Origin of the sequence: Tautonia sp. JC769 (assembly GCF_040717455.1) — a bacterium.
GTDB lineage: Bacteria > Planctomycetota > Planctomycetia > Isosphaerales > Isosphaeraceae > Tautonia.
Window position 1 is genome coordinate 77,957 of sequence record NZ_JBFEFH010000003.1, and the last position, 26,558, is coordinate 104,514.

The window sequence follows — 26,558 nt, forward strand, 5'->3', positions numbered from 1 at the left end:
GAGTAAAGGCCGACGGCTCTTTCGTCAGTACTCAGTCGCGCAGGATCGGCCGGACTTCGAAGCGTCGGCAGTGCAACTCGGCCCCTTCGGACTGGAGGAGAATCTTGCCCTTCGTCAGGCTCGCCTCGGTCCCGACGTTGACGACATAACCGTTGACGATGTTGGTGATGGTCGCCCCGTCGCAGATGACTTCCATCGTGGTCCACTCACCCGCCGGGCTCTCGACGTCTCGGGGGCCCCGGACGTTGATCACGTCCTTCCACTCCGGGTCGCGGCCCCACCAGTTGTAGCGGCCCGAGTCTCGGGTCACGGGCTTACCGTCGACGGGGTCGTAGTAGAGCTGGTTCCCCTCGCCTTCCCGCACCACGCAGGTCAGGCTCGGGCGCTCCGCCCCCCCGACCATGATGAAGTCGCCGCACCCGCCTTCGATGATCTGGCACTCGATCGACTCCATCCAGCCGGAGCCGGCGGCGCCGTCCTCGCCAACGCAGTGCAGGAGGAGCCCGGAGTCGCGCGACCTGTCGACCCGGGGGGGGAAGGTCTTCGGGCCCCATCGCCATTCGATGATCAGGTGGTAGTTCTCGAATTCCTCGTCGGTGATGATGCCCCCGAATTCCTCGCCGGAAATCCGGAGCATGCCGTCGACCACGCTGAAGACGTCCTTGGGATCGTCGTATCCGCTGTCTTTCAGGTACGTGTAGAACCCGGAGAGATCGTTCCCGTTGAACTGGAGGACGGGCTCACCTGACCGGATCTCTGGGCGATCGAGTGCGAAGGCGGGAATATCCCCACGGTCCTGGACCGAGGGGGAGGGGCTGACAGCCGCGGCCAGCAGGGCCACGCCGAGGGAGGTTGAGGAGATCATCGGGATGCTCGATCGTGTTAGCGGGAGGAGGGGGACACTCAGGTGCGCTGACGATGGACCTCGGCCCCGAGCGACCGACAGAGCGATTCGACGCGGTCGATGGAACCGGGATCGGGGCACGGGATGGAGAGAACCATGCCCTGGTGGCCCTCGATCCGGTCCGGCGGGGTCACGCCGAGACGGTCCGAAGGGATGCCGAGGCCGACGAGTCTCTGGATCGCCAGATTGCCCTGGGACGAATTCCGGAAGAAGGCGACGATGCGAGAAACGGCGTCCGCCGCCTGCATCTCGCCCGGGCGGACCATGGGAGGCTCGATCATTGTCGCGCGTCCAACCGGGTCAGGATGGTGTGAAGCTCGCGGATCGAGGTCATCGTCGGCACCTCGATCCGGGTCTCGGAAAGTCTGCCAGGCATGTCGAGGCGACGCAAGGCACTGCCGAGCCCGCGAGCAACCGCCGGCTGACAGCGGCCCTCGGGGGTAGATCGGCGTGAGGCATCGTCACTCGTCCTTCGGGGCGGAGGCGAGCGCCCTGAGGTCGTTGGCGACAACCGCCATGGTCGCATACCGATCTTCCTTGCGGCGAGCGAGACAGCGATCGATGACCTTGGACAGGTCGGCCGGGAGATTGGGGGCGACGTCGGCCATGCGGAGGGGATCGGCGTTCATTCTGGCCCGAATCATGGCCATCTGGTCGCCGGCCATCTCGTAAGGGAGCCGGTTCGTGAACATCTCGAATGCCATGACACCGAACGAAAAGACGTCGATGCGGCGGTCGGTCGACTCGCGCCGGATCAACTCGGGGGCCATGTATTGGAGCGTGCCGGTCCGATTCCCGGGGCGGTGGAAGTGCGGCTCATCGGGGACGGCCAGGCCGAAGTCGATGATCTTGACCACATTCTCGCGGTTCACCAGGACGTTCTTCGGCCCGAAGTCGTGGTGAATGAACCCTGCTTTGTGAACGGCGTCCAGGCCTTCGGCGGTCTGGATCAGAAGCCCGACCTTGTTGCTCAGGTCTCGGGCGCCGATTTTCCGGATTTCGGAGAGGCTGACCCCCTCGACGAACTCCATCGAGAGCCAGTGCTCCTTCTTGGTCGAGAGGCCGTAGTCGAAGGTCAGCACCACGTTCTTGTGCCGGATTTTCGAGCCGATGAAGCCTTCGGGCGGGCGGCCTTCCCGGGAGGCCCGGGCCAGCGCCTCGGCAGTTTTCTCGCTATTCTGGACCTTGAGACAGACCGACCGTTGCTGTTCGTTGTCCAGGGCCTTCGACACGTGAGACATGCTGCCCTGGCTAGTTTCCGCCAGGACGGTGAACCGCTTCGCCAGGTTCACCCGCTTCATCTTCGGGATCGGGACGGCCTTCACCTTCCCGGCGAGTTCGGGGGCTTTCTTCGATTCCTTCGATCCGAATAGCTTTCCGAACATCGTGCCGTCGTCTCCCGAGAACGGGTCGGCCCGATTCTGGGGCCGATCGGGTTGAGACCATTCATCGAACCCGCGGGTCGATCGTATCGTAGCCTAAAGGACCGGGAAACAGGCCCCTCCGCGAATTCGAGACGCGGCGTCGAGTCGGGCTTGCTCTCCAATCTCAAGAGGATTCTACGGCGAGCCGGAGAGCCTGGTGACGCTCGGGTTCTCGACGGATTGCCCCGACTCGACCTCGCGGAATCGGTCGATCCGCGCCGCCCAAGGTGATCTTGGGTTATCGTCGAGGGGCCACCTCCGGTAGAATGAAGAGGCGGCGAAATCGATTCTCGCCACTCGGCTCGGTCCATTCCCTCCCCCGTTCCACTCCCTTTCGTCCTTCAAGGAGGCCTGATGAGCGACCTGATGGTCATCGCGTTCGGCGCCCTGATCGCAGTCGGTTCGACGAACTCCGCCCCGCAAGACCAGCCGGCGCAGCAACCGGCCGCCCGCCCCGCCCCCGCCAACGCGGACCTCTCCGACCTGAATTCCAAGGCGAGCTACGGGTTCGGCCTGAACATCGGCCGGACCCTGAAGATGCAGTCCGAGCAGTTCCAGCTCGACGCCAGCCTGGTCGCCCGAGGCATCGTGGACGGCCTGAACGATGCTCAGCCCATGCTGACCGATGAGCAACTGGCCCAGGTCATGGAAGAGTTCGAGCAGCAATTGCTCGCCCGGCAGGCTGAGGCCGAGCAGGCGATGCTCGAACAGAACAAGGAGAAGGCGGCCGAGAACAAGACCGCCGGCGACGCCTATCGGGCCGAGTTCGCGAAGAAGGAAGGGGTCAAATCGACCAATTCCGGCCTGCTCGTCGAGGAACTCAAGGCCGGGGACGGCGCCTCGCCGACCCTGTCCGACACGGTCACGATCCACTATAAAGGCACCCTGCTCGACGGTTCTGTCTTCGACTCGACCGAAGGGAAGGAACCCATGACCTTCCCGGTAGCCGAGTTCATCGAAGGGTGGAAGCAGGCGCTCCAGTTGATGAGCGTCGGAGACAAGTGGAGAGTGGTGATTCCGCCGGAGCTGGCTTACGGCGAGTTCGGGACCCCCGGGGGGCCCATCCCTCCGAACTCCACCCTGATCTTCGAGATCGAATTGCTGGGGATTAGCGGCGAATGACCGCAGTGTTCGAGATCGCCGATCACGAACACCTCCCGTCGGGTAGTCGCCCGTCAGCCCTCGATCGATGATCCAGCAACGAGCACGTTGTCATGGATGCCCCTTCAAGTTGACCAGGCAGCCCCGGATGCTCCGGCAGCCGGGGCTGCTCGCATCGAAGTCCGTTTCTCTCGAAACCTTGCTGCGAAAGGAAATCCTTCGAATATGAGGATCTACGTCGGAAATCTGAATTATTCGGTGACGTCCGAAGAACTGCGTGCCATGTTCGAGCCGTTCGGCACCGTCGAGTGGGCCGAGGTCCAGACCAAGATGCGGACCGGCCGCTCCCGGGGCTTCGGTCTGGTCGACATGCCCGACGACGACCAGGCCCGATCGGCGATCGACGCCCTGGATGGGAAGGACATCGACGGCCGTGCGCTCTCGGTGAACGAATCGCGTCCCCGCCGCTCCGTGCGCGACCTCTACGCCGGGGGCTGGTCTGCCTCCGCCCGCCGCTGAGTCGCCCGAACCGTCCCTCCGCGGCCCGGCGTGTCGCTGCCGGGCCGCTGGCGGGACCGAGCGTCCGATTGCCTTGGATCACGGCCGGTCGTATGCTTAAGTTCAATGTACCGGGCCGGTCCGGTCCAGTTGCCCCGGTTTCTGCCGATCCGCCACTTGCCCCGCTTGCGTCATGAACGCCTCGAATGAAGGTCGCACCCTTGCCGTCTTTATCGACCTGGAAAACCTCGCCCTGGGGTTTGAGAACCAGAAGAAGCCTCGGTTCGACATCCACAAGGTGCTCGAACGGCTGGTCGAGAAGGGCAAGATCATCGTCAAGAAGGCCTATTGCGACTGGAGTCGCTACCAGGCATACACGGCCCCGTTCCACGAAGCCGCCATCGAATTGATCGAGATCCCGCGTCGCAGTCAGACCGGGAAAAACTCGGCGGACATCCGTCTCGTGGTCGATGCCATGGATTTGGCCTGGAGCAAATCCCACATCGACACCTTCGTGATCGTCTCCGGAGACTCGGACTTCTCGCCGCTCGTCTCGAAGCTCAAGGAAAATGACAAGCACGTCATCGGTCTTGGGATGAAGGGCTCGACCTCGGAGTTGCTCCGGGATAATTGCGACGAATTCATCTATTACGAAGATCTGGAACGGATCGAGAAGGACGAACGCGAGGCCGTCGAGCAACTCGACTCCTCCATCCCCGAGAAAAAGCGGGAAGTGTTCGCCCTCCTGATCGAGGCCTGCAACGCCCTCACCCGGGAGAACGCCGATGTTCTCTACGCGTCGTTGATCAAGGAAACCATGCGTCGGAAGAAACCCTCGTTCGACGAAGGGTATTATGGTTACCGGTCCTTCACTCATCTGCTCGAAGACGCCGACAACGCGGCGATCGTCGACATCGAACGGAGCCCGAAGAGCGGCACCTATGTGGTCACGCGATTCGGAGACCGCAAAGCGATCCTCAACGGCAGGGCGCGCCCATCCAAACGGTAGCCGCCGGCTCGATTGCCCGCTGGCGATGCCCTGCGAGCATCCACCCCAGAGCGATCATGGGCTGCCCCCCGTGGTGTGACCGCGGCGAGCAAAGGCTTCGGGTTGGGTTCGCGATCTGTCGCGATACCCTGGGACCTCCGTGAAACCCCATGATCATCTCGTCCCGCCGATCGATGCGCATTCTGGTCGTTCCCCGAGAGGGTCGTCGGCCGCTCTTCTATTACGAGCCTTCGATCGATGATGCCCCGACGCCGGATTCGTCGACCGATCGCGGAGGACCGCACCGGCAGAGCAGGTTCCGGGCCTGGGTCGGCCGTTGTGTCGACGGTGCTCGACACCTCGAGCACCATGTACCAGGCCGACTCCAGGCGCCGATCGCCTGGCTGAAATCGCGATTGCCGGCCGACGAGCGGCTCTTGATGGCCCTGAGGCACGCCGACAGGCTCGTGTTCGTCCATCCCCCCTCGCTCGCGTTCGAGGACCTGAAATCCTTTTGGGCGGGCTATCTGGAGAGCCGATTCCAGCGCCGGATGATCTGGTTCGTGGTGTATCTCCTGTTGTTCATCCCATCCATCCTCCTTGCCGTGCTTCCCGGTCCGAACGTCGTCGGTTTCTGGGTGACGTATCGGCTGGTGGCTCACGGCATGGTGCTCTACAGTCTGATCCGGGCATCGCGGGACCGACTGGTGCTCGAATCGGAGCTCTCCGAGATTCTTGACGGTCCAATCTTCACCGATCGCCGCGCAGCCGAGCGTGTCCAGTCGCGATTCCACCTGTTCGGTCTGAAGAAACAGATCCGCCGTGCCCGGATCTGGCAGCGACTCCTCCGAAGGCGATCGCCTCGCCAGGTTGCTTCATCTCGAGTCGAGGGCTGACGGTGAGTCGAGACTCGGTCACTGCAAGGCTGATCCTGCCGAACGCGCTGACCTTCCTCAGGTTCGGCCTGGCCGCGGTCTTCCCGGTCGTTCCACCGGCCTGGAGGCCGGTCATCCTGATCGTCGCCGCCCTGAGCGACGCTTGCGACGGGGCGTTCAGCCGATTCTTCCACTCGGCCAGCACGTTCGGTCAGATCCTCGATCCGATTGCTGACAAGGTCTTCGTAGGGGTGGTCCTCGTCACGCTCCTCATCGAGCAATCGCTCTCCCTCCCCGCCTTGATCTTCGTGGCGGCGCGAGACCTGGCGGTGGCGTTGGGTGTGATCGTGGCCCTGATCCGGATCGGCTCCGACGCGATCCGCCGGATGCCTCCGCATCTCCTCGGGAAGGCGGCCACGGCGTTTCAGTTCGCGTTTCTGTTCTGGGTGGTGTACGATCAATCGGTCCCGACCCCGCTGCTGGCGATGACCGGAGCGATCAGCGTGGCCGCGGGAATCGACTATCTCAGGAACCCTCACTGGAAACGGCCCGAGAGCGCGGCGCATCACGCCGCTCCCGACGATGCGACTGCTGACCTATAACATCCACAAGGGGATCGGGGGGCGAGACCGCCGCTATGACCTGGACCGGATCGTCTCGGTGATCGCCCAGGAAGAACCCGACCTGATCTGCCTGCAGGAAGTCGCCGAGGGGATCCCCCGGGCCGGTGGCGAAGACCAGAACGCGTTGCTGGTGGCGTCGTTCCGGGGGTACACCTCGACCTACCAGACGAACCACCGATTCCGAATCGGATCCTACGGCAACTTGGTGCTCTCTCGATGGCCCATCCGTCGGGCACATGACGTCTGCCTGCAGTACCTCAATCGGAAGAAACGAGGGGCCCAGCTCGTCGTGGTCGATTCGCCCCACGGGGCATTTCACCTCGTCAACTGGCACCTCGGCTTGCATGAAAGCACGAGGCAGTGGCAGGCCAGCTATCTGCTGGAGCACCATTGCTTCCGAGAATCGTCTCACTTGCCGACCATGATCGTGGGCGATTTCAACGACTGGCGGAACACGCTGGCCGACGGCCCCTTCGCCCGGCACGGCATGAGGCAGATCACGGAACCGCTGCATCGCTTCCGATCGTTCCCGGCCTACCTGGCGATGAGCGCGCTCGACAAGGTCTTCTGCTGCGACCAGGTCGACGTCACCCACGCGGAAGTCGTCCGTTCTCCCCTGGCCAGGCGGGCGTCGGACCACCTGCCGCTCGTCCTCGATTTCTCCGTCCGGAATCGGACCGACTCGACCAATGGGTTCGGACGATCGATCGAGCACCGGGTCCGCCCGGACCCCCAGCAAACCTGAACGACCGGCCAATCCGTCTCAGGCGACCTCGCGGCGGTCCCCCTCCAGGGTCCGGGCGACCACCGACCAGACCCGGTCGGGGGAAAGCTCATCCATGCACTCCATCCGGTCGCAACGTCGGACGCAGCTCGCCGCGCACCAGACCCCCGTGCGGACGACCCGGGCCCTGGCGCCGTAAGGGCCGGTCTTGTCCGGATCCGTGCAGGTGAAGATCGCGATCACCCGGGCTCCCGAGGCGACGGCCAGATGGAGCGGCCCCGTGTCGTTCGAGAGCACCAGATCCGAACGCTCCATGATCGCGGCCAGCCTCATCAATGAGGTCTGGCCGGTGAGGTCACGGATGGGGAGGCCGAGCGGATCGAGTTCCCTCCGGATCGCGGCGGCGAGCGGTCGATCCTCGGCGGCCCCGACCACGATCAGTCCCGCGCCGAACCGCCCGACAGCCCTCCGGGCGACCTCGGCATAATGGCCCGGTGGCCATCGCTTGGTCAGCCAGCGGGCCCCCGGATTGAGCACCAGGAATGGCCTCGGCAAGCCGGCGAGCGCCGACGTCGCCCACTGGCGATCCTCGTCGTCGATGGCCAGGTCGAAGCGAGGCGAGCCGTCTCTCGCTCCCAGGGCTTTGGGAATGGCCAGGAGCCGATCGACCGCGTGGGAGGCATCGGACGACACCCGATGGGTGTAGAAGAGAGATGCCCCTTCACGGGCGTCGGCCCGGCCGATCCGGACGGGGGCGGCGGTCGCGAAGGTCATGAGGCCGGATCGGAGGAGCCCCTGGAGGTCGATCGCCAGGTCGAAGCCCCGGCGACGGAGATCGACGACGAAGCGCGAGGTCAGCGCGAGCCCTCGGGGCCCGAATCCGGCCCGGGACCGGTCGAACGGGATCACGTCATCCAGCGCCGGATGCCCCCGGACGAGGTCGACCAGCCCCTGGTTGATGACCCACGAGAAATGTGCCGAGGGCCATCGCTCCCGGAGCGTGGCCAGGACGGGGAGCGCATGGATGACGTCGCCGAGGGCACTCGGCTTGATGAGGCAGACGCGACGAGGAGACAGGGCTCTCAAATCGACAGTCGAGGACGCGGCCGGCATGATCCAACTCTCCCTCCCCCCGGACGATCGGGGCCGGTATGCTAACCAGGAGAGCACTCCTCGCCTATCCGAATCGAAGCCTTCGGGAGTCCCGGAGCCATGACCGCCTCGCTCCTCCTCGCCATCGTGCTGAGCACCTCCCATCAAGGCGAGGTCACGGTCTCGCCTGATCCCGAGGAGGCGACGGTCCCCGAACTCTTCCGCATCGCGCCATCGACCTTCGGTTTCGACCTCCGGATCCTGCGCCAGACCCCGCGGTATGTGGTGTCGAAGCTGACCTTCCCCTCCCCCGTTGTCAGCCCCGACCCGCAGAACAACACGGTCCACGCCGAGTACTTCCAGCCGAGGTGCCCGGGGAAGCGGCCCGCGGTGGTCGTCCTGCACATCCTCGGGGCTGACTTCGCGCTCTCGCGGTATCTGGCGGCCAGGCTCGCGGAGGAAGGGGTGGCCGCCCTGTTCGTCAAGCTTCCCTATTACGGGGAACGACGACCGGCGAATCTGAATGTGCGATTCCTCTCGTCGGACCTCGAGCGCTCGGTCATCGCCATGCGCCAGGGGGTCTGCGATGTCCGGCGGGCGGCCCGGTGGCTTGGCGAACGGGTCGAGGTGGATCGCTCCCGGATCGGGGTGACCGGGATCAGCCTCGGGGGGATCGTCTCGTCCCTCGCGGCCGGGGTCGATCCCCGGATTGGTCACGCCGCGATTTTACTGGGAGGGGGCGGGTTGGCCGAGATCCTCTGGGAGATGCCCGAGGCCGAGGCGCGGAACTCCCGGACCGCCTGGATCGAATCCGGTCGCACGAAGGAGGACCTCGCCCGCCTGATCCGGCCGTTCGACCCGCTCACTTACGCACCAGGCCTCCGGGACAAACGCGTGCTCATGATCGCCGGGCGAGCCGATGAGGTGATCCCGCCCTCGGCGACGACCCGGCTCTGGGAAGCAGCGGGGCGGCCACCGATTCGATGGCTCGACTGCGGGCATTACTCGGCGGCCGGGTACCTCCTGCCGGTCTTCCGGGACGTGGTCGCGTTCTTCGCCGCGGAGCCCTGAATCGGGATGGCATGACGTTGAGATTCGATTGATCAGAACGCGATGGGCGGGTATGGTTCGGCCGATCATCCGATCAATACCGGCTGCGGGGGACGGGCATGACTGCCAGGGTGACGAGCGTCTTTCTGTATGTGAACGACATGATCCGGTCGCGAGACTTCTACCACGAGGTCGTCGGGGCGACGGTGGTCCAGGAGCTGGCCGAATACGACGGCGGGCCGATTGCCCTCGTCGTGCTCCGCCTCCACGACTTCACCATCATGCTCCACCCTCAGGACGCCCACGACCAGGAATTCCGCGACCAGCGGGTCGGCCTCGGGATCCATCTCCAGCTCAGGGTCGATCAGGTCGACGCCTTCTACCAGCACTGCATCGAGCAAGGGGCGATGCTGAGCCTCTCAGGCGAGCCGGTGGACCAGGCCTGGGGGTGGCGAGAATTTGCCCTCAGAGATCCCGACGGCTACGTCTGGTCCATCTATCAGGATCAATCGGGGGGCCAGTGGACGACCGCCTGATCGGCCCCTCTAGTCATTCGTTGGGACGACGAGATCGGCGTGCGCGGATCGTCACGGAGCCGCTCCTCCCATCGCGAGGAACGCCGCGCTCGCCGCGATCCCGGCGGTTTCGATCCTCAGGAGATTGGGCCCCAGGCCGATCGTCCGCCATCCGACCGCCCGGGCCGCCTCGATCTCCTCGTCGGTGAACCCTCCCTCGGGACCGATCGCGAGCACCACGCGGGGAGCCGGTCCATGGCGGGCGATCGGATCGCCCCCGGGATGCGCAATTAATCGAAGCGCCTCGGCCTCGGTCGCGAGGAAGTCGGACCACGAGGCCATCGGCTCAAGCTGCAGGACGTGGTCTCGACCGCTCTGCTTGCACGCCTCGACCACCAGGCGGCGGAGCCGATCGAGCTTCGACGTCCGAGGGTCGACGACCGATCGTTGCGTCCGAAGCGGGATGATCCGGGCGACTCCCAGCTCGGTCGCCTTCTCGATCAGCCAGTCGAACCGGTCTCCCTTCGGGACCGCGGTGGCCAGGGTGACGTCACTCGTCGGCAAGGGTCGGGGAGGAAGCCGGTCCTCGACGACGAGTTCGAGGCCGTTCCGTCCGGCTCGGTCGACGCGAGCGAGCACCACCCCTCCCAGTCCATCGAAGACCTCGATGCGATCTCCCGGACCGACCCGCCGGACGCGGGCCAGATGGTGGGCCTCCGGCCCTGTCACCTCAAGGCGATCGCCGTCGAGGGCATGGGGGTGATAGACGCGTTCCATTGGGAGATTGATTCGAAAGGGGAGAAATCGAGCAAGACCATCAGTCATCCTAACCGATTCAAAGCACAGAGTGAGACGTGCGCAATCGTCCGTTCGGATGACTGCCTCGCGTTGAACCGGGGAAGGAACGTGCACCAATGACCTGGTTACGCCATTGGGACCTGCGGTTTGACCCGTTCCGGCCCGGGGCCGTCCCATTTGTCTCGATCCCGGGGCATGAGGAAGCGGTTGCCAGGCTCGTCCATCAGGTGGAACAGGGCGATCGGACGGGAGAGGTCCGGGGAGTCGCCGAGCTCGGGAAATCGGTCATCCTTCACGAGGCGCTTCGACGACTCAAGCGGCCGGGCCGGCGCCTCTGCGTCGTTCGCCGCCCGTTCGATGAAGGGGCGATGATCCGGGGGCTTTGCCTCGGCTTCGGCAAGCGGTTGGATGTTGGAATCTCCGTCGCTGAGGGGATGGGGCATCTACTGGACTGCTTCCGACTCGACCAAGCACAGAACAAGGAGATCGTCCTGGCGATCGACGGGGACGACCTGATGGCCTGGGAGTCGGACCGCAGGGTGGTCGACCGGATTGAGGCCCTCGGGCATCAAGGCGGTGGTGCGGTTGCCGTCCTGCTCTCGGGGCGGTCTGAGATGAATGATCACGCCCGATGGGCGGTGCGACCGCGACTCGAACGCCTGACGCGACGGGTGACGGAAACCTACGTCCTTGCGAAACTGCACGCGGCCGGCCGCTCCTCTCCCGTGTTTACGGACCGGGCGATCCTGAGGCTGCATGCCGTGGCCGAGGGCTTGCCGGGTGTCATCGACCGGCTGTCCAGCCTGGCATTGAAGGCCGGTGCGCTCGATCAACGGCCCTCGATCCCGAGCGAACTCGTCTCTGGGATCGCGCAGGAAACGGACCGCATGGCCGATCCGATCGCCGCCCCGAACTAGCCAAACGGCTGCGGACCATGATAGATTGATCGTTCCGCGTCGATGGCCCTTTGCCACAGTCCGAGCGACCCCACCGCTGCTCATGGATCACCCGACGACCGCCACCGATGTTCCGTTGAAGAATCGTTCCCTCGCGGCGCTCCTCGCGTTGACCTGGCCCGGCCTGGGCCACCTCTATCAAGGGCGGAACGCGAAAGGGTTGCTTTACTTCGTCTGCATCTTCGGCCTCTACGCGGTGGGTTTCGCCCTGGGGGAAGGGGCGAACGTGTACTGGACCTGGGTCAATCCGCTCCGGAATCCGGAGCATTTCCGGCTCTACTACCTCGGCCAGTTCTGGGTCGGGCTGCCCGCCTGGCCGGCCTTGATCCAGGCGACCTTGATTCACCAGGGATACCAGCCGTTATTCAACGGCTTCATGGCCGCCCCGATGCTCGACCCCACCATGGACAACGGGGTTCGAGAGGTAATGCAGGAGGTCGTCCGCCGCGTCTTCTCGCTCCATCAGAAGTACGGGGGCCTGAAGGAGATCGGCGACATCTATACCACCATCGCCGGCCTGCTGAATGTCCTGGCGATCTACGACGCGTTTGAGGGGCCGGCAGTTCGGTCAGGACCGACCTCGTCTGCCGAGGCTCCCTCGACGACAACGACCGAGGCGGAGTCGGCCTGATGATGATCCCATCGCTCGGGTTCTTGCCCCTCCTGGGCCTGATGAACGCCTACTGGTTCGCTCCCCCCCTGATCCTGGTGATCAGCCTGGTCTATGCGGCCTCGCGGCACGAGGCGTGGCCCTTGATCTTCCGACACGCCACCCGACTCTTCCTGATGATCGCCGGCATCCTGGCGGTCGTCACGGTGATCCTGCTCGTGATCAACACGCAGGTCTGACGATCGATCAGCGCGAGGATGGCCTGAAATTGTAAGGGTCGTCCTCCTCGTCGTCCAAGCCCGGATCATGCCCGTAGGACGGGTCGAGGATGACGGGCCCGAAGGCGTCGAGGAGCGGGTCGAGATGGACGTGCGGGAGCGACGGCGCCTCGACCCTCGGCTTCGGAGCTTCGGTCTGCAGTGATTCCGGGGCCGCCCCCGGCGACGGGGCGTCCGTCTGCGGCTGCGGCTGGGTGTGGGCGGCCGGCGGGGCCGGGGAGGTGACCGTTGCCTGAGCAACCGGCTTCGGTCCGGCATGGTGAGGCGACCGATCTTCGAGCAAATGCCCCACGTCGGCCCGTTCGCCGAGGTAGTAGCGCCGGACATCGGGATTTTCAAGGAATTCGACGCGATTGCCCTCGGCCACCACGCGCCCTTGATAAATCAGGTAGTTCCGGTCGGTGACTTCGAGCGTCTCGCGGAATTCGTGGTCGGTCAGCAAAATGCCAATGTGAAATTGCTCGGCCAGCTCTCGGATCGATCCCTGGATCTCCTTGACGGTCTTCGGGTCGATTCCCGCGAACGGCTCGTCGAGCATGATCAGGCTCGGCTCGGTGATCAGGCACCGGGCGATCTCGAGGCGGCGCTTCTCGCCACCGGAAATGAATTGGGCCTTCGTCGACCGGATGTGATCGAGCCCGAACTGATCAAGCAGCTGGTCGCGTCGCCGTCGGCGTTCCTTGCGTCCCAGATCGGAACGCGTCTCCAGGATCGCCATCAGGTTGTTTTCGACCGAAAGCTGGCGGAAGACGCTGGTTTCCTGGGGGAGGTACCCGAGTCCGGCCCGCGCCCGGCGATACATCGGCAGATGGGTAATCTCGTGACCGCCGAAGGTGATCGAGCCGCCATCGGCGGCGATCAGGCCGATGGTCATGCGAAAGCTGGTCGTTTTCCCGGCGCCGTTGGGCCCGAGCAGGCCCACCACCTGCCCCTGCTCGACTTCGAAGTCGACGCCGCAAACGACCTGACGCTTGCCGTACCACTTCTGCAGGTCGCGGACTTCCAGCAAGGCCATGGGGCCGATCCTCCTTGATCGGTGCCGGGGACGCCCGAGAGCGTATTCACCGAATCCACTGCATCCGTTCGAAATAAGGGCGGAATGGGATTCGGAAGTCCCTCGAGACGCGGATGTCGGGGCCGAACGGTCGTCCGTGAGGCCAGTAAACGAAAAACGCCTTCCCGACGATTAATTCCTCGGGCACTTCGTGGGGGGCGCGTTCGGCGGCGGACCAGGGGCCGATCTCCCAGCGTTGGCCCGCGTCGTCGTAATAGACTCCCTCCGCCTCCAGCTGAGACCAGGCCCGACTGTCCTTGCTCCGGGGGCTGTTGTCGCCCATCATCATGTAACGGCCGGGGCGAATCGCGAAGGTCCGCGGGGCATCAAGCCGGGCGAGTTCGGGGAATCGAGCCGGGTCGGCCATCGCGAGCTGGAGCCATCGGAATTCGTTCTGCCGAAGCATCCCGAAACTCTCAAAATCCGAGGCGTTCGGCTCCAACGTATAGTAGATGTCGCGATGCAGGACAAGGCCGCTTACCCGGAGATCGGCCGATTCGGCACCGATTCCGACCGGCTCCAGGTCGGCGGTCGTCGGCACGAGGGGCTCCGATCGGTCCGCCTCATACGCGAGGCCATCGCCGAACGGTGTCCGACCGTCGACCCAGAGGGTCAACCGGTCGTCGATGTTGGCGAAGGCCAGCCGGTAACGCCCGGTGCGGTCGATCGGGCACGGCGCCGGCTCTCCGAGGACCGTGTCGTCTCGGGTCAAGGTGGCCAGGCCTTTCGCGAGGTCGATGGTGCAACGGTTCGAGACACCCGCCTCGATCAGCTCGAGAATCAGCTGGCCGCGAGGCGCCTCGACCTCCAGGTCGAACTCGATCGACAGGTCGCTGACCCAGTGGGCCTCGACCACGGGGGCGCCGCTGTCTCTCCGCCATTGATTGGAATTGTAGGAGGAGAAATCATCGATCAGCGACGGCGTCGGGGGGCGTTCCGGGGCCCTCCCGCGGAGGATCGCCTGCCACTGGTCCTGATCGGGAATCAGGTGACGGTAACGGAGCCAGGACATCCGAGCGCCTTCCCGACTCTGTGATAGAAACGTCCCGGGGTCCTCGGCCGACTCGGTCCAGGCATCCGGCCCGGAGGGGGCCCAGCGGTGCCACTCCGGGAGCGACTTCAGGGCGATCGGGCGATACCGGTCGTCGTAGACCGGGACTTGCATCGCCCGGAGATGGCGCAACGGCTTCCGGAGGATCTCGAAGGGCGAGTCGCTCTCAAGAGGTCGGGCAAACAGGTTCCCGCCGTGAATCATCAGCTCCTCGCCGGGTAAGCCGACGAGTCGCTTGATGTAGTTCTGCTCGGGCGCCTCGGGGTAATGGAAGACGACCACGTCCCAACGCGCGGGGCGCCCGGCCATCGGGAGGAACGAGAGTTTGTACGGGAACTTCATCACCAGGATGCGATCGCCGTTGAAGCTCGGGAGATCGTCCACCTGGGTCCTGAGCCGGCAATTGGAGCAGGTGCCGAAGGCCACGGGCCGGCCCGTTCGCGGTTCGTCGGCGGCGTTGACCGTGAAGGTCACCCCGCACTGGGGACACTCGACCTCCTTGTGACGCCCCATCAGCGTCGGGGCCATCGACCCGGTCGGGATCACGAAGGCCTCGGCCGAGAACCCCCGGATCAGCAGGGCGAGCATGAACGCCACGACGATCGATTCAATCGTTTCGCGATGCGATTCCGCCGGCCGGGCCGCTTCGGTGCGAGAGGAGGAATCGGGTTTCACCTTGCGGCGGTCGGCGGTCCGGGTCATGGGGCTCCCCTGCGATGGGTCAACGTCGAGCGGCTGGCTGGGCTATCGAATGTATCGGATCTCGCGAGGGTCGGGAAGCCAGTACGGCTCGCCGCCGAAGACCCGGACGGGCACTCCCTGGCTGGGCAGGTGGACGAGGAAGGGTTTCCCGAGCAGCATCGATCCCGGCACGACGGGACTTTCCTCCCAGAAGCGCGAGTCGTTCGAGACCGGGCTGTTGTCGCCCAGCACGAAGTATTCGTCGGTTCCGAGCGAGTATGGCTCCCCGACTCCAAACGGTCGAGAAGGGCTCTGCGAAAGCCCATCGGTGTAGTAGACGTCCCGGAAGACCTTGAGCGCGTGCACCCCCACTCCCGTCCCGAGGACCCCGAGCGCGACCGGAGGCTCATCGATCCGGGCGGGAATGGGGCGAGATTGCGGGGGCTCCAGGTCGAGCGGTTCGAAGAGCGGCTCGCCATCGAGGGCCACGATCAGGCGATGGTCGAAGAACGACGCTTCGAGCGTCCTCGGGCCCTTGCGCACCGCCCAGGCGGCGGCGACCCCGGCGGCGCGGTCTTCGGTCCGGAAGTCCCTCCCCAGGAAATCGACCTGAGGGGGGGCGCCACCATCGAGCGGGATGGTGAGGACCACCGGATCCGCCCCGGAGAGGAATCGGACGGTCAGGGCCTCGGTCCCCGGCGCGAGTTCAAGGCGAGCCTCGATCGAAAGATCCTGGACCCGACGTCCCGAACCCAATCGGGCGCCGTTGTATGCGACGAAGTCGCGGACGGGACCGTAGTGGGAGCGATCGGGATCCACGTGCCTGTACTCGAGCCAATCGATCGCCCGATCGGGAGGCCCTGGTCCGGGGGCTTGATGTCGAAATCCGGGGCCATCGGCCGTCCATCCCGAAGGTCCGTTCGACTCGTTCCGGAACTGCCAGCGCGGGAACCATTCGGGGCCCGGCGGGCGATAGCGGCTGTCATGCACCAGGAGCCGGACGGCCTTTTGCTCGTCGATTGCTTTCCTGGCGATGTGGCCGTCGACGAAGATATCGCCGTTGCGAATCTCGATTGCTTCCCCCGGCAGCCCGACGACCCGCTTGACGTAAGCCTGATCGGGTTCCGAAGGATTCAGGAAGACCACGACCTCCCAGCGTTTCGGAGGCCGCCATCGGAAGAAGTTCTTCTGGACGAGGAGGCGGTCCCCGGTGCGATCGACCGCGGGGGCCTCTTCGAGATCGGCCCCGCAATTGGGGCAGAGCGGCCGGCCGGCATTGCCATCTTCATCGACGCCCAGCGCGAAGACGAACGCGCATGAGGTGCACGAGACGTCGCGATGGACACCGAGCAGCGTTGGCGCCATCGAGCCGGTCGGGACGATGTACGCCTCCGCGGCGAAGGTCCGTACGAGGAGCATCCCGATGAAGAGGATCGGGATCGATTCGATCAACGGCCGGGACGCCGAAGGAATCGACTCCTGCCGGTCGGCCATGCCCTGAGAACGAGCGACGTTGCATCCGGGGGTCGGCAACGTCACCTGACACTGGGTCTCCGGCAACCGATCGGGTGTCTCGATCTGATTCATTCGACGCCCCGAATCGAGTCAATGCCCATCCGAGAGGCATTCGCCCCCCGGGAAATCGCCGAGTCTGGCAGAGAGATCGCCAGGCGACGGTGGCTCCGAAAGCGCGTGATGCGGCAGTGGGAACGCTCAGGATTCTCCGGCCTCGAGGACCGACAGGAAGGCCTCCTGGGAGATCTCGACGTTGCCGACCTGCTTCATGCGCTTCTTGCCTTCCTTCTGCTTTTCGAGCAGTTTCCGCTTCCGGGTGATGTCGCCCCCGTAGCACTTGGCGGTGACGTTCTTGCGGAGCGCCGAGATCGTCTCGCGGGCGATGACCTTCGTGCCGATCGCCGCCTGAATCGCGACCTCGAACTGGTGGCGGTCGATCTCCGACTTCAGCTTCTTGACGAGCTTCCGCCCCCTGCGATCGGCGAAATCACGATGGACCACCACCGAGAGCGCGTCGACCCGGTCCCCAGCGACTAACACGTCGAGACGGACCAGATTGTTCGGCCGATAACCGATCAACTCATAGTCCATCGTGCCGAAGCCACGGGTGGCGGACTTGAGTTTATCGTAGAGGTCGTAGATCATTTCTGCCAGGGGCAGCTCGTAGGTCACGATGACCCGGGTCGTGGTGATGTAGTCGGTCTTGATGTAATTTCCTCGGCGTTCCTCGCAGAGGGACATGATGGCCCCAATATTATCGGACGGCACGAGGAAGTTGACCCTGGCATAAGGCTCTCGGAATTCTTCAATGTCACCCGGTTCGGGGATCCGGGTGGGGTTCGAGACGTAGAGGGTCTCCCCCTTCTTGGTGAGGATCTCGTACGTGACGTTCGGAGCCGTCTGGACGAGCGCCAGGTCGCTTTCTCGTTCCAGACGCTGCTGGACGATCTCCATGTGGAGCATGCCCAGGAACCCGCACCGAAACCCGAAGCCCAGGGCATCGGACGTCTCGGGCTCGAACGTGAAGCTCGAGTCGTTGAGCGCGAGCTTCTGGAGTGCGGTCCGGAGATCCTCGAACTGGTTGTGCGTCGCCGGGAACAATCCGCAATAGACGACCTGACTCGGCTCCTGATAACCGGGAAGCGCCCGGGCGGCCGGCCGGTGGGCGTCGGTGATCGTGTCACCGATCCGAACATCCGAAAGTTGCTTGATGTTCGCCACCACGAATCCGACCTGCCCGACCCCGAGCTCCTGACAGGGAACCTCCCGAGGCCGGAACTGCCCCAGGCCGATCACTTCGTACTCGCGCTCCATCGCCATCAGGCGAATCTTCTGCCCGACCCGGATCACACCGTCGATCACCCGGACGTAGACGACCACCCCCTGGTAGTCATCATATTTTGAGTCGAAAATCAAAGCCCGGAGCGATCCGTTGACATCCCCCGACGGGGAGGGAATGCGGTCGATCAGGGCTCGGAACAGCTCGGGGACGCCGTTCCCCGTCTTCCCGCTGACCGAAAGGATCTCGTCGGGATCGAGGCCGAGGGTGTTGAACACCTCCTCCTTGATCTCGTCGGGCCGAGCCGCCTGCATGTCGATCTTATTGAGCGCCGGCACCAGGGCCAGGTCGCCCGCGATGGCGAGGTAGGCGTTGGCGACGGTCTGGGCCTGGACCCCCTGGGTCGCATCGACGAGCAGGATCGCCCCTTCGCACGCGGCGAGGCTCCGAGACACCTCGTAGTGGAAATCCACGTGCCCCGGCGTGTCGATCAGGTTCAGCTCGTACCGCTGACCGTCCTGATCGTAATGCAGGCTGACGGCGCGAGCCTTGATGGTGATCCCTCGTTCGCGTTCGAGGTCCATGTCATCAAGCAATTGCTCTCGAAATTCGCGTTGCGAGATCGCGCCGGACTGGAGCAAGAGCTGGTCGGCGAGCGTGCTCTTGCCGTGGTCGATGTGGGCAACGATCGAAAAATTGCGGATGAACCTGGGATCGAAGGCCATGGGCAGTCCAGGCAGAAGGCCAGGGACCAGTCGATCCGGCGGACCGAGCTGGAGGGGCGAGCGGAATCGGGGCGTGGGACGTCGAAGGACAGGGCATCGGCTCTCGGGACGAGAGCCGGGCAACGCCGTGGAAGACAATCGTCCTCATATCATAGCAACGGGAGGCACTTCAGGCGAGTCGATCCCCCCTCGAAGACGAGGATGACTCGATTTTGAGGTTCGGTCGTCGATGAGGCGGCGGAACCGTCTCAGTCGTCTCGCGTCGCACCGGTGCCGAAGCTCATGCGTGCGCAGCCGGCAGCGCCGATGTAACCTGCTTCCTCACCGAGGGTTGCGTAATCAATCGTGGTGTTAGATGCGGGCAGGGGGAACGCCATGCGTTTGACGCCCTGGCGGATCAACTCCATGAACTCTGGTCCCGCATTTGACATGCCGCCGGCGAACAAAATGATATCCGGATTGATGGTGTGCATCATGCAGACCGCGCCGACCGCGAGATAATGGGCGGTTTCTCTCATAAGACGCGCGGCGACCGGGTCCCCGGCGAGCGACGCCTCGTTGATCGACCGGGCCGAGAGGCGTCCCGCGGCGAGATGCTTTCGCAGGACGGTCTCTTCGTCCGCGATTTCCAGCGCCTCTAGCGCTCGTTTGACCAGGGCCGTCGCCGAGGCATAGGCTTCCAGATGCCCGTAGCCGCCGCACCCGCACTGCCGGCCGTTTTCCATCTGGATGACGATGTGCCCGCACTCACCACCGTGGCTATGACGGCCTTCGATAATCCGCCCTCGCTCGACGATCCCGCCACCGACGCCGGTCCCGAGGGTGAACAGGACGAGGCTCGTCACCCCCTTGCCGGCCCCCGTCCAGTACTCGCCGTAGGCGGCGGCGTTGGCGTCGTTCTGGAGGACGGTGGGTTTGCCAAGACGTTCGGCGAGCAGGTCCCGGATTGGTAAATTTTGCCATCCCGGGAGGTTCGGCGGGTCCAGGAGCATGCCGGCCGCGATGTCCATCGTACCGGGAGATCCGAGCCCGACGGCCGCAATGTCGTCCCAGCTTAACCCACTCGCTTCGACCGCCCGGCGACCGGCCTCGGCGAGGGTGGCAATTCCTGCTTCCGGCCCACGATCGGCATGAGTTTTGATACTGATCGAGGAACGAGGTTGACCGGCGTCATCAACGACCCCGCTCTTGACGTTCGTCCCACCCAGGTCGATTCCCAGATAGAAGGGCGGGCGGCCTACCGATGCACTCATGCCGTTCCTCGGGCGACGTGTCGATCGCGTTCCAAAACGCTCTGGAGGGGAGTACGATGCTGGCAGAGCAACTGTAACGGCCCCTTCAAAATCGGTCAATCAAGGGTCCATCACGACCTTGCAAGCGGGCAGCATTCGACCGGGTGAGCGTCGCGTGCTCGCCCGCAATCGGAGCAACAGCCCACTCGTTCCGAAGTCCGCCCAGGCCCGCTCGCCAGACACGAAGGAGGAGACGATCCGGGTCGTCGGCCTCCTCGATCCTCCTCGAGTTGCATCCATGAGACGCCGCAAAATCTTGGTCTGGGGCCTCCTGGCCCTGGTGTCGTTGTCGGTAAGCCTGGCCGCGGCGCAACAACGGTTCCTCCAGGACCGGCCGTTGCCCGATCGGGTGAATGTCCGATACGGCCCCCATCATCGCCATCGGCTCGACTTCTGGTCGTCCGGGACCGATCAGCCGTCCCCCCTGGTGGTCTACATTCATGGAGGGGGTTTCCAGGGGGGCGACAAGCGAGGCATCCCCGTCGATCTGCTCCAGGAGTGCCTTCGATCCGGCATCTCGGTCGCCTCGATCAACTATCGCCTGTCGCATCACGCCCCCTACCCCGCCCCGATGCTCGATGGCGCCCGAGCGATCCAGTTCCTCCGATCCAGGGCCGACGAATGGCACATCGATCCGGAACGGATCGCGGCCTCGGGCGGCTCGGCCGGAGCGGGGATTGCGCTCTGGGTCGGGTTCCAGGACGACTTGAAGCAGCCGGAGAGTGACGACCCGATCGAGCACTTCTCCAGCCGGCTCCGCTGCATGGCGGTCTTCGGGGCCCAGACGACCTACGATCCTCGGGTCATTGCGACGATCGTCGGCGGCAGGGCGCATGAGCATCCGGCCCTGACCCCGTTCTTCGGCCTCTCCGGCGAGCAGCTCGACACCCAGGAGGTGCACCGACGTTACCAGGAGGCGTCACCCGACACCCACGTCTCCGCGGATGACCCGCCGGTGTATCTGGTTTACAACGAGCCAAGAGGGCCGCTCCCCCCCGACGCTCCGCCCGGCAAGGGGATTCACCATCCGAATTTCGGCGCCTATCTGGCGTCAAAACTCGATGCTTTCGGCATCGCGTGCGACACGGAACACGTCGAAGACCTGGCGGACCGAGGGACCTCGCCGCATCTCCAGATGGTCGAATTCTTCCGCCGGCAATTCGGGATCGCGGAAATCGAGGCGCCTTCGGAGTCTGAGTGATGCAACGGAACCGGCTGGGACCCCGACTGACTCGCCGCCATTGGCTCGCGAGCACCGCGACGATCGCACTGCTGGGCTCGGCCCGGGGATCCGCCGCAGCGACACCGAGCAACGAACCGGAACAGGAGCGCCTCGACAGGCTCCGGCAGCGGGCCGCCGAGGCGGGCCTGCCGGAGCTTCGGCTCCACGAAGGGGAACGTTACATCGCCCTCGGCTCGGCTCCTGATGATTTCATGCTCGGGGCACTCCGACTCTGCGAGGGCCTGGCGGACGATTTCCTGGGCCATTTCCAGGCGAGGGATTTCAAGGTCGAAGCCCCGGCGACCCGCATGACCATCGTTGCCCTGGCCCATCAGGACGAGTTCAACCGGTTCCTGGGGACGGATCTCCCCGGCGACGTGACCGGGATCTACGAGATCGTTTCGAATTACCTGGCACTCTACGACGGCCGCAGCGGCAGTCCGGCCGGACCTCGCGCCGAACGAGCGAACTCGATCACGCTGTTTCACGAGGCCACGCACCAGCTCACCTTCCAAACCGGCTTGCTTGACCGGACGAGCGATATTCCCCTCGCCATCCTGGAAGGTCTCGCGATGTATGGCGAGGTTCGCCGACCCAATGGCAGGGTCAGGATCGGGGCGGTCAACCAGGAACGACTAGGAGTCCTCGTGGGAGAGTTGCGACGAGGAGGTTCGCTCCTCCCCACTCGAGACCTGATCGAGACCGATGGCCTGTTCGGCGGGGATTCGACCGTCCAGCTGGCGTATGCCCAGTCGTGGCTGCTGATCTACGCCCTCTTGCGAGAGCAGCGGGCGGCCGATCGCTTGCGGAGCTATCTGGAGGCGATGAATAACCCCCAGGAGCCCCGCGCCCGTCTGGAAGCGGCAAGCAAGAGCCTCGGAGATCTCGACGAGCTCGACGCGTACCTCCAGAGCCTACTTGTCCGGCTCGGCCGGGGACGCTGAACCGAGCCGGAGCGAGCGAGCGTCGTATTGACGGCCGGAATCAGCCGAGGACCGGATTCAATCCCATGTTTTCCCGCATCTCGGCGCGGTGCTTCTCGTAGTGCATCAAGAGGCGTCGATCCTTGCGGTGCTGCCGTTCTTTCTTCGCCTGGGCACGGACGAACAGTTTCCGGAAGCCGGGACTGGTGAGCTCTCCCCGTTTCGCGTATCGGGCTCGCAGTCTCCTGGCCGGCTTCTCGCCGAAGGCTTCAATCAGCTCATCCTCGAGCGAGAGGAAGAACTGGACGTGCCCCGGGTCCCCTTGTCGGGCAGAGCGACCGGCGAGCTGGCGATCGATCCGGAACGATTCGTGACGCTCGGTCCCCAGGACGTGAAGCCCCCCGAGCCGGGCGACCTCCTCGCCGAGCTTGATGTCCGTCCCTCGACCCGCCATGTTCGTGGCGACCGTCACCCGTCCGGGCTGGCCGGCCTGGGCCACAATCTGGGCCTCGATCGCGTGATTTTTCGCGTTCAGGATTTGATGCTCGATCTTCGCCTCGTTGAGCAACGCGCTGAGCTTTTCCGACTTCTCGATGGATCGGGTCCCGACCAGGACCGGCACGTTCTTCTTGTTGAGGCGGACGATCTCCTCGGCGACGGCCCGGAATTTCTCGTCCTCGGTCGAGAAGACCCGGTCCTTGATCCAGGTCCGGCGGCTCGGCTTGTTCGTCGGGACCGGGAAGACGTGGACCGTGTAGGTCCGGCGCAACTCCGAGGCGTCGCTGCGGGCGGTACCGGTCATCCCCGAGAGTTTGGAATAACGCTTGAAAAACTCCTGGACCGTCACGCGCGCCGCGGTGATGGTTTCCAGGGTGATTTCGATCCGCTCCTTGGCCTGGATGGCCTGGTGCAGGCCGTCTTGCCACTGGCGGCCCGGCATGAGTCGGCCCGTGAACTCGTCGACGATCACCACATCGGGCTGCCCTTTTTCGTTGGGCGCGACGACATAGTCCTTGTCCCTGATGTAGGCGATCTGGGCACGCAAGGCCCGCTCGACATACTCGTAGAGCAGATCGACGGTCAGCATCGAGAAGGCGGAGTGTCCGGCCTTGGCCTGGACTTTTCGGCGGCCCGAAGCGTTCAGCTCGGCCTTGCGCTCCACCGGGTCGTATTTGAAGTCCTTGATCCGGACGAGCGTCGCGGCGATCTCGTCGGCGCCGAAGTAGGCCGAGGCCTCTTCCTGCGTCGGCTGATTGTTGGCGCCGATGATGAGCGGCGTCCGGGCCTCGTCGATGAGGATGCTGTCGGCCTCGTCGATGATGGCGTAGTGGTGGGCCCGCTGCACCGGACGAGCGGCTTCGGCCGTGGTCGAGCCGGCGACGAACGCTTGCATGAAGGTCTTGCGGTGATTGTCGCCGTGCTGGAACTTCTTCAACTGGTCCCGGAGGAAGTCGAAGCCGAACTCCTTGCCGGTCCCATAGGTGATGTCGCAACCGTAGGCGGCCCGGCGGATCGAGTCATCCTGGCCGGTCTGGATACAACCGACCGTCAGCCCGAGCTTTTGGAAGATCGGCGCGTTCCATTCCGCGTCGCGGTGGGCGAGGTAATCGTTCACCGTGACGACGTGGACCCCTTTTCCGCTCAACGCATTGAGGTAAGCCGGGAGGGTGCAGACGAGCGTCTTCCCCTCGCCGGTCTCCATCTCGGCGATCGATCGGTGATGGATCGCGATCCCGCCCATCAGTTGCACGTCATAATGGCGCATGCCCACGGTGCGCTTGGCGGACTCTCGGACCAAGGCGAAGGCCTCGACGAGGAGTTTGTTGACCGGATCTCCCTGGCGGGCTCGTTGCCGGAGGGCATGACTCCGAGCGACGATCTGCTCGTCCGATTCGCGCTGCAGCTTCGGCTCCAGGGCATTGATCTGTTCGACCAAGACCGCGAACCGACCGTACCGGGCCGGATAGGTCGGCCCGGCAATCCCCTTCGCACGGTTCAGCCAGTTGGGTCCCAGTCGATTCGACATCGCCCCGATCTCCCGAAGCTCCCGGTGTTCCGAGTTCACGCCGATCCGACCATCTCCCCCAGCCTGGGCGAGCGGAGCTGACGGACCCTGCTTGAATCAACGGGACGCCGAACACCCGGATCTTCCCGGGGCGACCGCCAGGGCTTGAGGGACCGGTTCGAATCAGATCGGGGGGAGCCAGACCGGGCCTCTCGTGGTGAAGCCGAGCGCGCCCTGGTCGAGCGGGCGGTCGATCCCGCCGCTGGAGATCCAGTTTCGGAGCATCTCCCACTTCTCGATCGCCGTCGGCTCGCCCGATCCCTCGGCGCCGGGGGCGGCGTCCCAAACGACCCAGAGGACCCGACCGTCGGCGAATTGGTGATAGATGTAGAGTTTTCGGGGGTCCCCCTGGAAGGGGTGGATTCGCCGGAACGGGATGGTCTGCCCGGACCGCGTCTCGGGCCAACCATCGCGGTCGGCCTGATCCAGGAGGAATCGAGCCAGCCGGGCCGCCGCCTCGGCGGCCCGGTCGGACTGGACAAGTTGATCGGACGGGTCGGGCCGTGGCCAGGGCTGACCGATCGTGATCGTCTGGGGGACGGACAGGCCACTCAATACGACCAACTCCGTCGAGAACGTCCGCCCCGAATCGGAGTTCACCGGGACCCGGTCGAGGATCAGTCCCGTGCGATCGATCACCAGATAATCGCGACCGGCGGGATGCCCGGCGGCGTCGGGGGGGTCGATCGGCGCGATCGCCACCGGACGTCGGTAGTCGACGGCAACGCTCACCCCGTTCGGATAGGAGCGTTGGATGCCTCGCACTCGCTCGACCCAGTACACATTCTTGAACGCCCGCTCCACGGCCCCGAGGTCCAGATCCAGGACCGACCCCTGATCGAATGCCCGGAGCGGCTCGGCGACCGCGGACAGGACCCCGCGTTTCCCCGATCGGAGCCACGAGGGCGGTTCCGGATCCAGGGAGATCTGCGCAATGGCCCAGTCGTACTCCGGGCGGTCGTGGACCCAGGCGCGGACACGTCCCGGCAGCCCACTCACGACCAGCAAGCTGAGGCCAAGCACGGCGACCGCAACCAGCGCGGCATGAGTACCCCGAGGACCGAGCACGCCGACCATCAGCGAAAGCCAGGCGGCTCGATCCGCAGCGGGGGGGGGAGTGTGTTCGTCGGCATCCGTTGCCAGGCGAAGCATCGTCCAATCCTCGGACCAGGAGCGGGGCCCAAACCGGACTCGGGCCCGTTCCTTGGCTGGATCGGCTTACCAGATCTGGATCTGGAGTTCGAGTTCGTAGCCGAACTGGCGCAGGACCTCCTCACGCGTGAAGTCGATCAACTCCAACACGTCGGAGACCGTCGCGCCGGGTTCCGCGATGATGTAATTGGCGTGACGATCGGAAACCTCCGCCCCGCCGACCCGATGGCCGGACAGCCCCGCCTGGTCGATCAACGTCCCCGCCGAGATCTCGGGCGTCGGGTTCTTGAAGATGCAGGCCGCCGACTGATGGCCGTACGGCTGGTTTTCCTTCTTGACGATCCAGACGCTGCGCATGCGGCGGACCACGGCCTCGGGGTCGTCTGCCTCGAGCTCAAGCTCGGCGGAGAGGATGACGCAATCATCCAGATTCGATCGCCGGTACGAGAAAATGAGGTCATCCTGTTCCCGGGTCCGGATCTGGCCGTCGGCCTCCAGGACCGTGGCCCGTCGGACAAATTGCCCGATGGCCCCCTGCCTGCCGCCGCTGTTCCCCCGGATCGCCCCCCCGATGGTGCCCGGAATCCCGGTGAGGGTCTCGAGCCCGGCCAGGCCGGCCCGGGCCGTCTGCGAGATCAAGGCGGTCATCGGGACCGCCGATCCGGCGATCAGGCGATTCCCGACGATCTGGACGTCGGAAAACGAGGGACTCTCAAGGTGGATCACCAGCCCTCGAACCCCTTCGTCCCGCACGAGGACGTTGGACCCACCGGCGAGCACTCGCCAGGGAAGATTCGCCCCCGCGCAGGTGCGGACGAGCGTCGCGACTTCCTCGGCCGTACTGGGACGCGCGAAGAAATCTGCCGGACCACCCAGGCGGAACCAGGTCAACGGGGCCAACGGTTCGCTGGCCCTGACCACTCCAGGAAACTCGTCGAACGGCTGCATCGTCGGTCGACACCTCGGCCGAAAGCGGGCCGACGCTCTTTCAATCGCTGGAAACGACCGTTCCAGCTCGTGGCGAACGCCTTCCCTGGCGATAATTGAGGCATCCTAGCCCCAAACCTCGCGGTGAGTCAAGATGGAGGGGCAAGGAATCTCGACCCCACCGTATGGATTCCTCGGCCGCGTTTGAGGGGCCGAGGCGCATCCGTCTCCCGGCC

At 64.9% G+C, this 26,558-nt stretch carries 26 protein-coding genes; 13 read left to right on the top strand and 13 right to left on the bottom strand.

Translation table 11 applies throughout. From position 1 onward, the window contains the following. Positions 1-31: 31 nt before the first annotated feature. The 3 genes from AB1L88_RS04400 to AB1L88_RS04410 form a co-directional block, all read right to left on the bottom strand. Positions 32-865: a DUF1080 domain-containing protein gene (locus tag AB1L88_RS04400; protein ID WP_367095415.1), complete on the bottom strand. Its 834-nt coding sequence runs from the start codon at positions 863-865 to the stop codon at positions 32-34. A gap of 38 nt (positions 866-903) precedes the next feature. After that, entirely contained in the window at positions 904-1,185 is a 282-nt protein-coding gene (locus AB1L88_RS04405) for a hypothetical protein (RefSeq protein WP_367095416.1), read from the bottom strand. A 180-nt stretch (positions 1,186-1,365) separates the two neighbouring features. Beyond that, a complete protein-coding gene (locus tag AB1L88_RS04410; protein WP_367095417.1) occupies positions 1,366-2,289 on the bottom strand; it encodes a serine/threonine-protein kinase in 924 nt (307 codons plus the stop codon). Positions 2,290-2,682: 393 nt separating this feature from the next. Here AB1L88_RS04410 and AB1L88_RS04415 point away from each other — a divergent pair, with 393 nt between their 5' ends. The 6 genes from AB1L88_RS04415 to AB1L88_RS04440 all read left to right on the top strand — a co-directional run bounded on the left by AB1L88_RS04415 (position 2,683) and on the right by AB1L88_RS04440 (position 7,158). After that, positions 2,683-3,450, top strand: a complete 768-nt coding sequence (locus AB1L88_RS04415) for an FKBP-type peptidyl-prolyl cis-trans isomerase (protein ID WP_367095418.1) — start codon at positions 2,683-2,685, stop codon at positions 3,448-3,450. A gap of 204 nt (positions 3,451-3,654) precedes the next feature. Next, positions 3,655-3,948 carry an RNA-binding protein gene (locus AB1L88_RS04420; protein ID WP_367095419.1) on the top strand — a complete coding sequence of 98 codons (294 nt, stop codon included), beginning with the start codon at positions 3,655-3,657 and terminating at the stop codon, positions 3,946-3,948. A gap of 172 nt (positions 3,949-4,120) precedes the next feature. Then, entirely contained in the window at positions 4,121-4,936 is an 816-nt protein-coding gene (locus AB1L88_RS04425) for an NYN domain-containing protein (protein ID WP_367095420.1), read from the top strand. A gap of 419 nt (positions 4,937-5,355) precedes the next feature. After that, complete coding sequence (locus AB1L88_RS04430; protein WP_367095421.1) at positions 5,356-5,811, top strand: hypothetical protein; 456 nt, start codon at positions 5,356-5,358, stop codon at positions 5,809-5,811. A 2-nt stretch (positions 5,812-5,813) separates the two neighbouring features. Beyond that, positions 5,814-6,392: a CDP-alcohol phosphatidyltransferase family protein gene (locus tag AB1L88_RS04435; RefSeq protein ID WP_367095422.1), complete on the top strand. Its 579-nt coding sequence runs from the start codon at positions 5,814-5,816 to the stop codon at positions 6,390-6,392. Beyond that, complete coding sequence (locus AB1L88_RS04440) at positions 6,373-7,158, top strand: endonuclease/exonuclease/phosphatase family protein (protein WP_367095423.1); 786 nt, start codon at positions 6,373-6,375, stop codon at positions 7,156-7,158. The genes AB1L88_RS04435 and AB1L88_RS04440 overlap by 20 nt, the downstream gene beginning before the upstream one ends. A gap of 18 nt (positions 7,159-7,176) precedes the next feature. On the opposite strand, the gene AB1L88_RS04445 is transcribed toward AB1L88_RS04440, so the two are convergent. Beyond that, on the bottom strand, positions 7,177-8,250 hold the full coding sequence (locus AB1L88_RS04445) for a glycosyltransferase family 9 protein (protein WP_367095424.1): 1,074 nt from the start codon (positions 8,248-8,250) through the stop codon (positions 7,177-7,179). Between the two features lie 99 nt (positions 8,251-8,349). On the opposite strand from AB1L88_RS04445, the gene AB1L88_RS04450 reads away from it, so the two are divergent. Both AB1L88_RS04450 and AB1L88_RS04455 read left to right on the top strand, forming a co-directional pair. Next, positions 8,350-9,300, top strand: a complete 951-nt coding sequence (locus AB1L88_RS04450; RefSeq protein WP_367095425.1) for an alpha/beta hydrolase — start codon at positions 8,350-8,352, stop codon at positions 9,298-9,300. Between the two features lie 98 nt (positions 9,301-9,398). Continuing rightward, positions 9,399-9,815, top strand: coding sequence for a VOC family protein (locus AB1L88_RS04455; RefSeq protein ID WP_367095426.1), 417 nt, complete (start codon positions 9,399-9,401; stop codon positions 9,813-9,815). 51 nt (positions 9,816-9,866) lie between these two features. On the opposite strand, the gene AB1L88_RS04460 is transcribed toward AB1L88_RS04455, so the two are convergent. Continuing rightward, positions 9,867-10,571: an RsmE family RNA methyltransferase gene (locus tag AB1L88_RS04460; protein ID WP_367095427.1), complete on the bottom strand. Its 705-nt coding sequence runs from the start codon at positions 10,569-10,571 to the stop codon at positions 9,867-9,869. A 137-nt stretch (positions 10,572-10,708) separates the two neighbouring features. Between AB1L88_RS04460 and AB1L88_RS04465 the strand changes: the two genes are divergently transcribed. From AB1L88_RS04465 to AB1L88_RS04475, 3 genes are all read left to right on the top strand, one after another. Beyond that, positions 10,709-11,509 carry a hypothetical protein gene (locus tag AB1L88_RS04465; RefSeq protein WP_367095428.1) on the top strand — a complete coding sequence of 267 codons (801 nt, stop codon included), beginning with the start codon at positions 10,709-10,711 and terminating at the stop codon, positions 11,507-11,509. Positions 11,510-11,624: 115 nt separating this feature from the next. Continuing rightward, positions 11,625-12,179: a DUF6677 family protein gene (locus tag AB1L88_RS04470; RefSeq protein WP_367095429.1), complete on the top strand. Its 555-nt coding sequence runs from the start codon at positions 11,625-11,627 to the stop codon at positions 12,177-12,179. Then, the gene (locus tag AB1L88_RS04475; protein ID WP_367095430.1) at positions 12,179-12,397 is read left to right on the top strand and encodes a hypothetical protein; all 219 of its coding nucleotides are present in this window, start codon (positions 12,179-12,181) and stop codon (positions 12,395-12,397) included. The genes AB1L88_RS04470 and AB1L88_RS04475 overlap by 1 nt, the downstream gene beginning before the upstream one ends. A 7-nt stretch (positions 12,398-12,404) precedes the next feature. On the opposite strand, the gene lptB is transcribed toward AB1L88_RS04475, so the two are convergent. From lptB to AB1L88_RS04500, 5 genes are all read right to left on the bottom strand, one after another. Then, positions 12,405-13,451, bottom strand: coding sequence for an LPS export ABC transporter ATP-binding protein (gene lptB, locus AB1L88_RS04480; RefSeq protein WP_367095431.1), 1,047 nt, complete (start codon positions 13,449-13,451; stop codon positions 12,405-12,407). 46 nt (positions 13,452-13,497) lie between these two features. Next, the gene (locus AB1L88_RS04485) at positions 13,498-15,243 is read right to left on the bottom strand and encodes a S26 family signal peptidase (protein WP_367095432.1); all 1,746 of its coding nucleotides are present in this window, start codon (positions 15,241-15,243) and stop codon (positions 13,498-13,500) included. A gap of 42 nt (positions 15,244-15,285) precedes the next feature. Next, complete coding sequence (lepB, locus tag AB1L88_RS04490) at positions 15,286-16,809, bottom strand: signal peptidase I (protein WP_367095433.1); 1,524 nt, start codon at positions 16,807-16,809, stop codon at positions 15,286-15,288. 126 nt (positions 16,810-16,935) lie between these two features. Beyond that, complete coding sequence (lepA, locus tag AB1L88_RS04495; protein WP_367095434.1) at positions 16,936-18,741, bottom strand: translation elongation factor 4; 1,806 nt, start codon at positions 18,739-18,741, stop codon at positions 16,936-16,938. Positions 18,742-18,989: 248 nt separating this feature from the next. Next, complete coding sequence (locus AB1L88_RS04500; protein WP_367095435.1) at positions 18,990-19,994, bottom strand: ROK family protein; 1,005 nt, start codon at positions 19,992-19,994, stop codon at positions 18,990-18,992. A gap of 277 nt (positions 19,995-20,271) precedes the next feature. Here AB1L88_RS04500 and AB1L88_RS04505 point away from each other — a divergent pair, with 277 nt between their 5' ends. Both AB1L88_RS04505 and AB1L88_RS04510 read left to right on the top strand, forming a co-directional pair. Continuing rightward, positions 20,272-21,234 (top strand): alpha/beta hydrolase, encoded by a 963-nt coding sequence (locus AB1L88_RS04505; protein ID WP_367095436.1) that lies wholly within the window; start codon positions 20,272-20,274, stop codon positions 21,232-21,234. Beyond that, positions 21,234-22,199, top strand: a complete 966-nt coding sequence (locus AB1L88_RS04510; protein ID WP_367095437.1) for a DUF1570 domain-containing protein — start codon at positions 21,234-21,236, stop codon at positions 22,197-22,199. Before AB1L88_RS04505 ends, AB1L88_RS04510 begins: the two co-directional genes overlap by 1 nt. 40 nt (positions 22,200-22,239) lie before the next feature. Here the strand turns inward: AB1L88_RS04510 and AB1L88_RS04515 are convergent, their stop codons facing one another. The 3 genes from AB1L88_RS04515 to murB form a co-directional block, all read right to left on the bottom strand. Beyond that, positions 22,240-24,204, bottom strand: a complete 1,965-nt coding sequence (locus tag AB1L88_RS04515) for a preprotein translocase subunit SecA (protein ID WP_367095438.1) — start codon at positions 24,202-24,204, stop codon at positions 22,240-22,242. A 162-nt stretch (positions 24,205-24,366) separates the two neighbouring features. Then, positions 24,367-25,395 carry a hypothetical protein gene (locus tag AB1L88_RS04520; protein ID WP_367095439.1) on the bottom strand — a complete coding sequence of 343 codons (1,029 nt, stop codon included), beginning with the start codon at positions 25,393-25,395 and terminating at the stop codon, positions 24,367-24,369. 66 nt (positions 25,396-25,461) lie between these two features. Continuing rightward, positions 25,462-26,343 carry a UDP-N-acetylmuramate dehydrogenase gene (gene murB / locus AB1L88_RS04525; protein ID WP_367095440.1) on the bottom strand — a complete coding sequence of 294 codons (882 nt, stop codon included), beginning with the start codon at positions 26,341-26,343 and terminating at the stop codon, positions 25,462-25,464. Between the last annotated feature and the right edge of the window lie 215 nt (positions 26,344-26,558).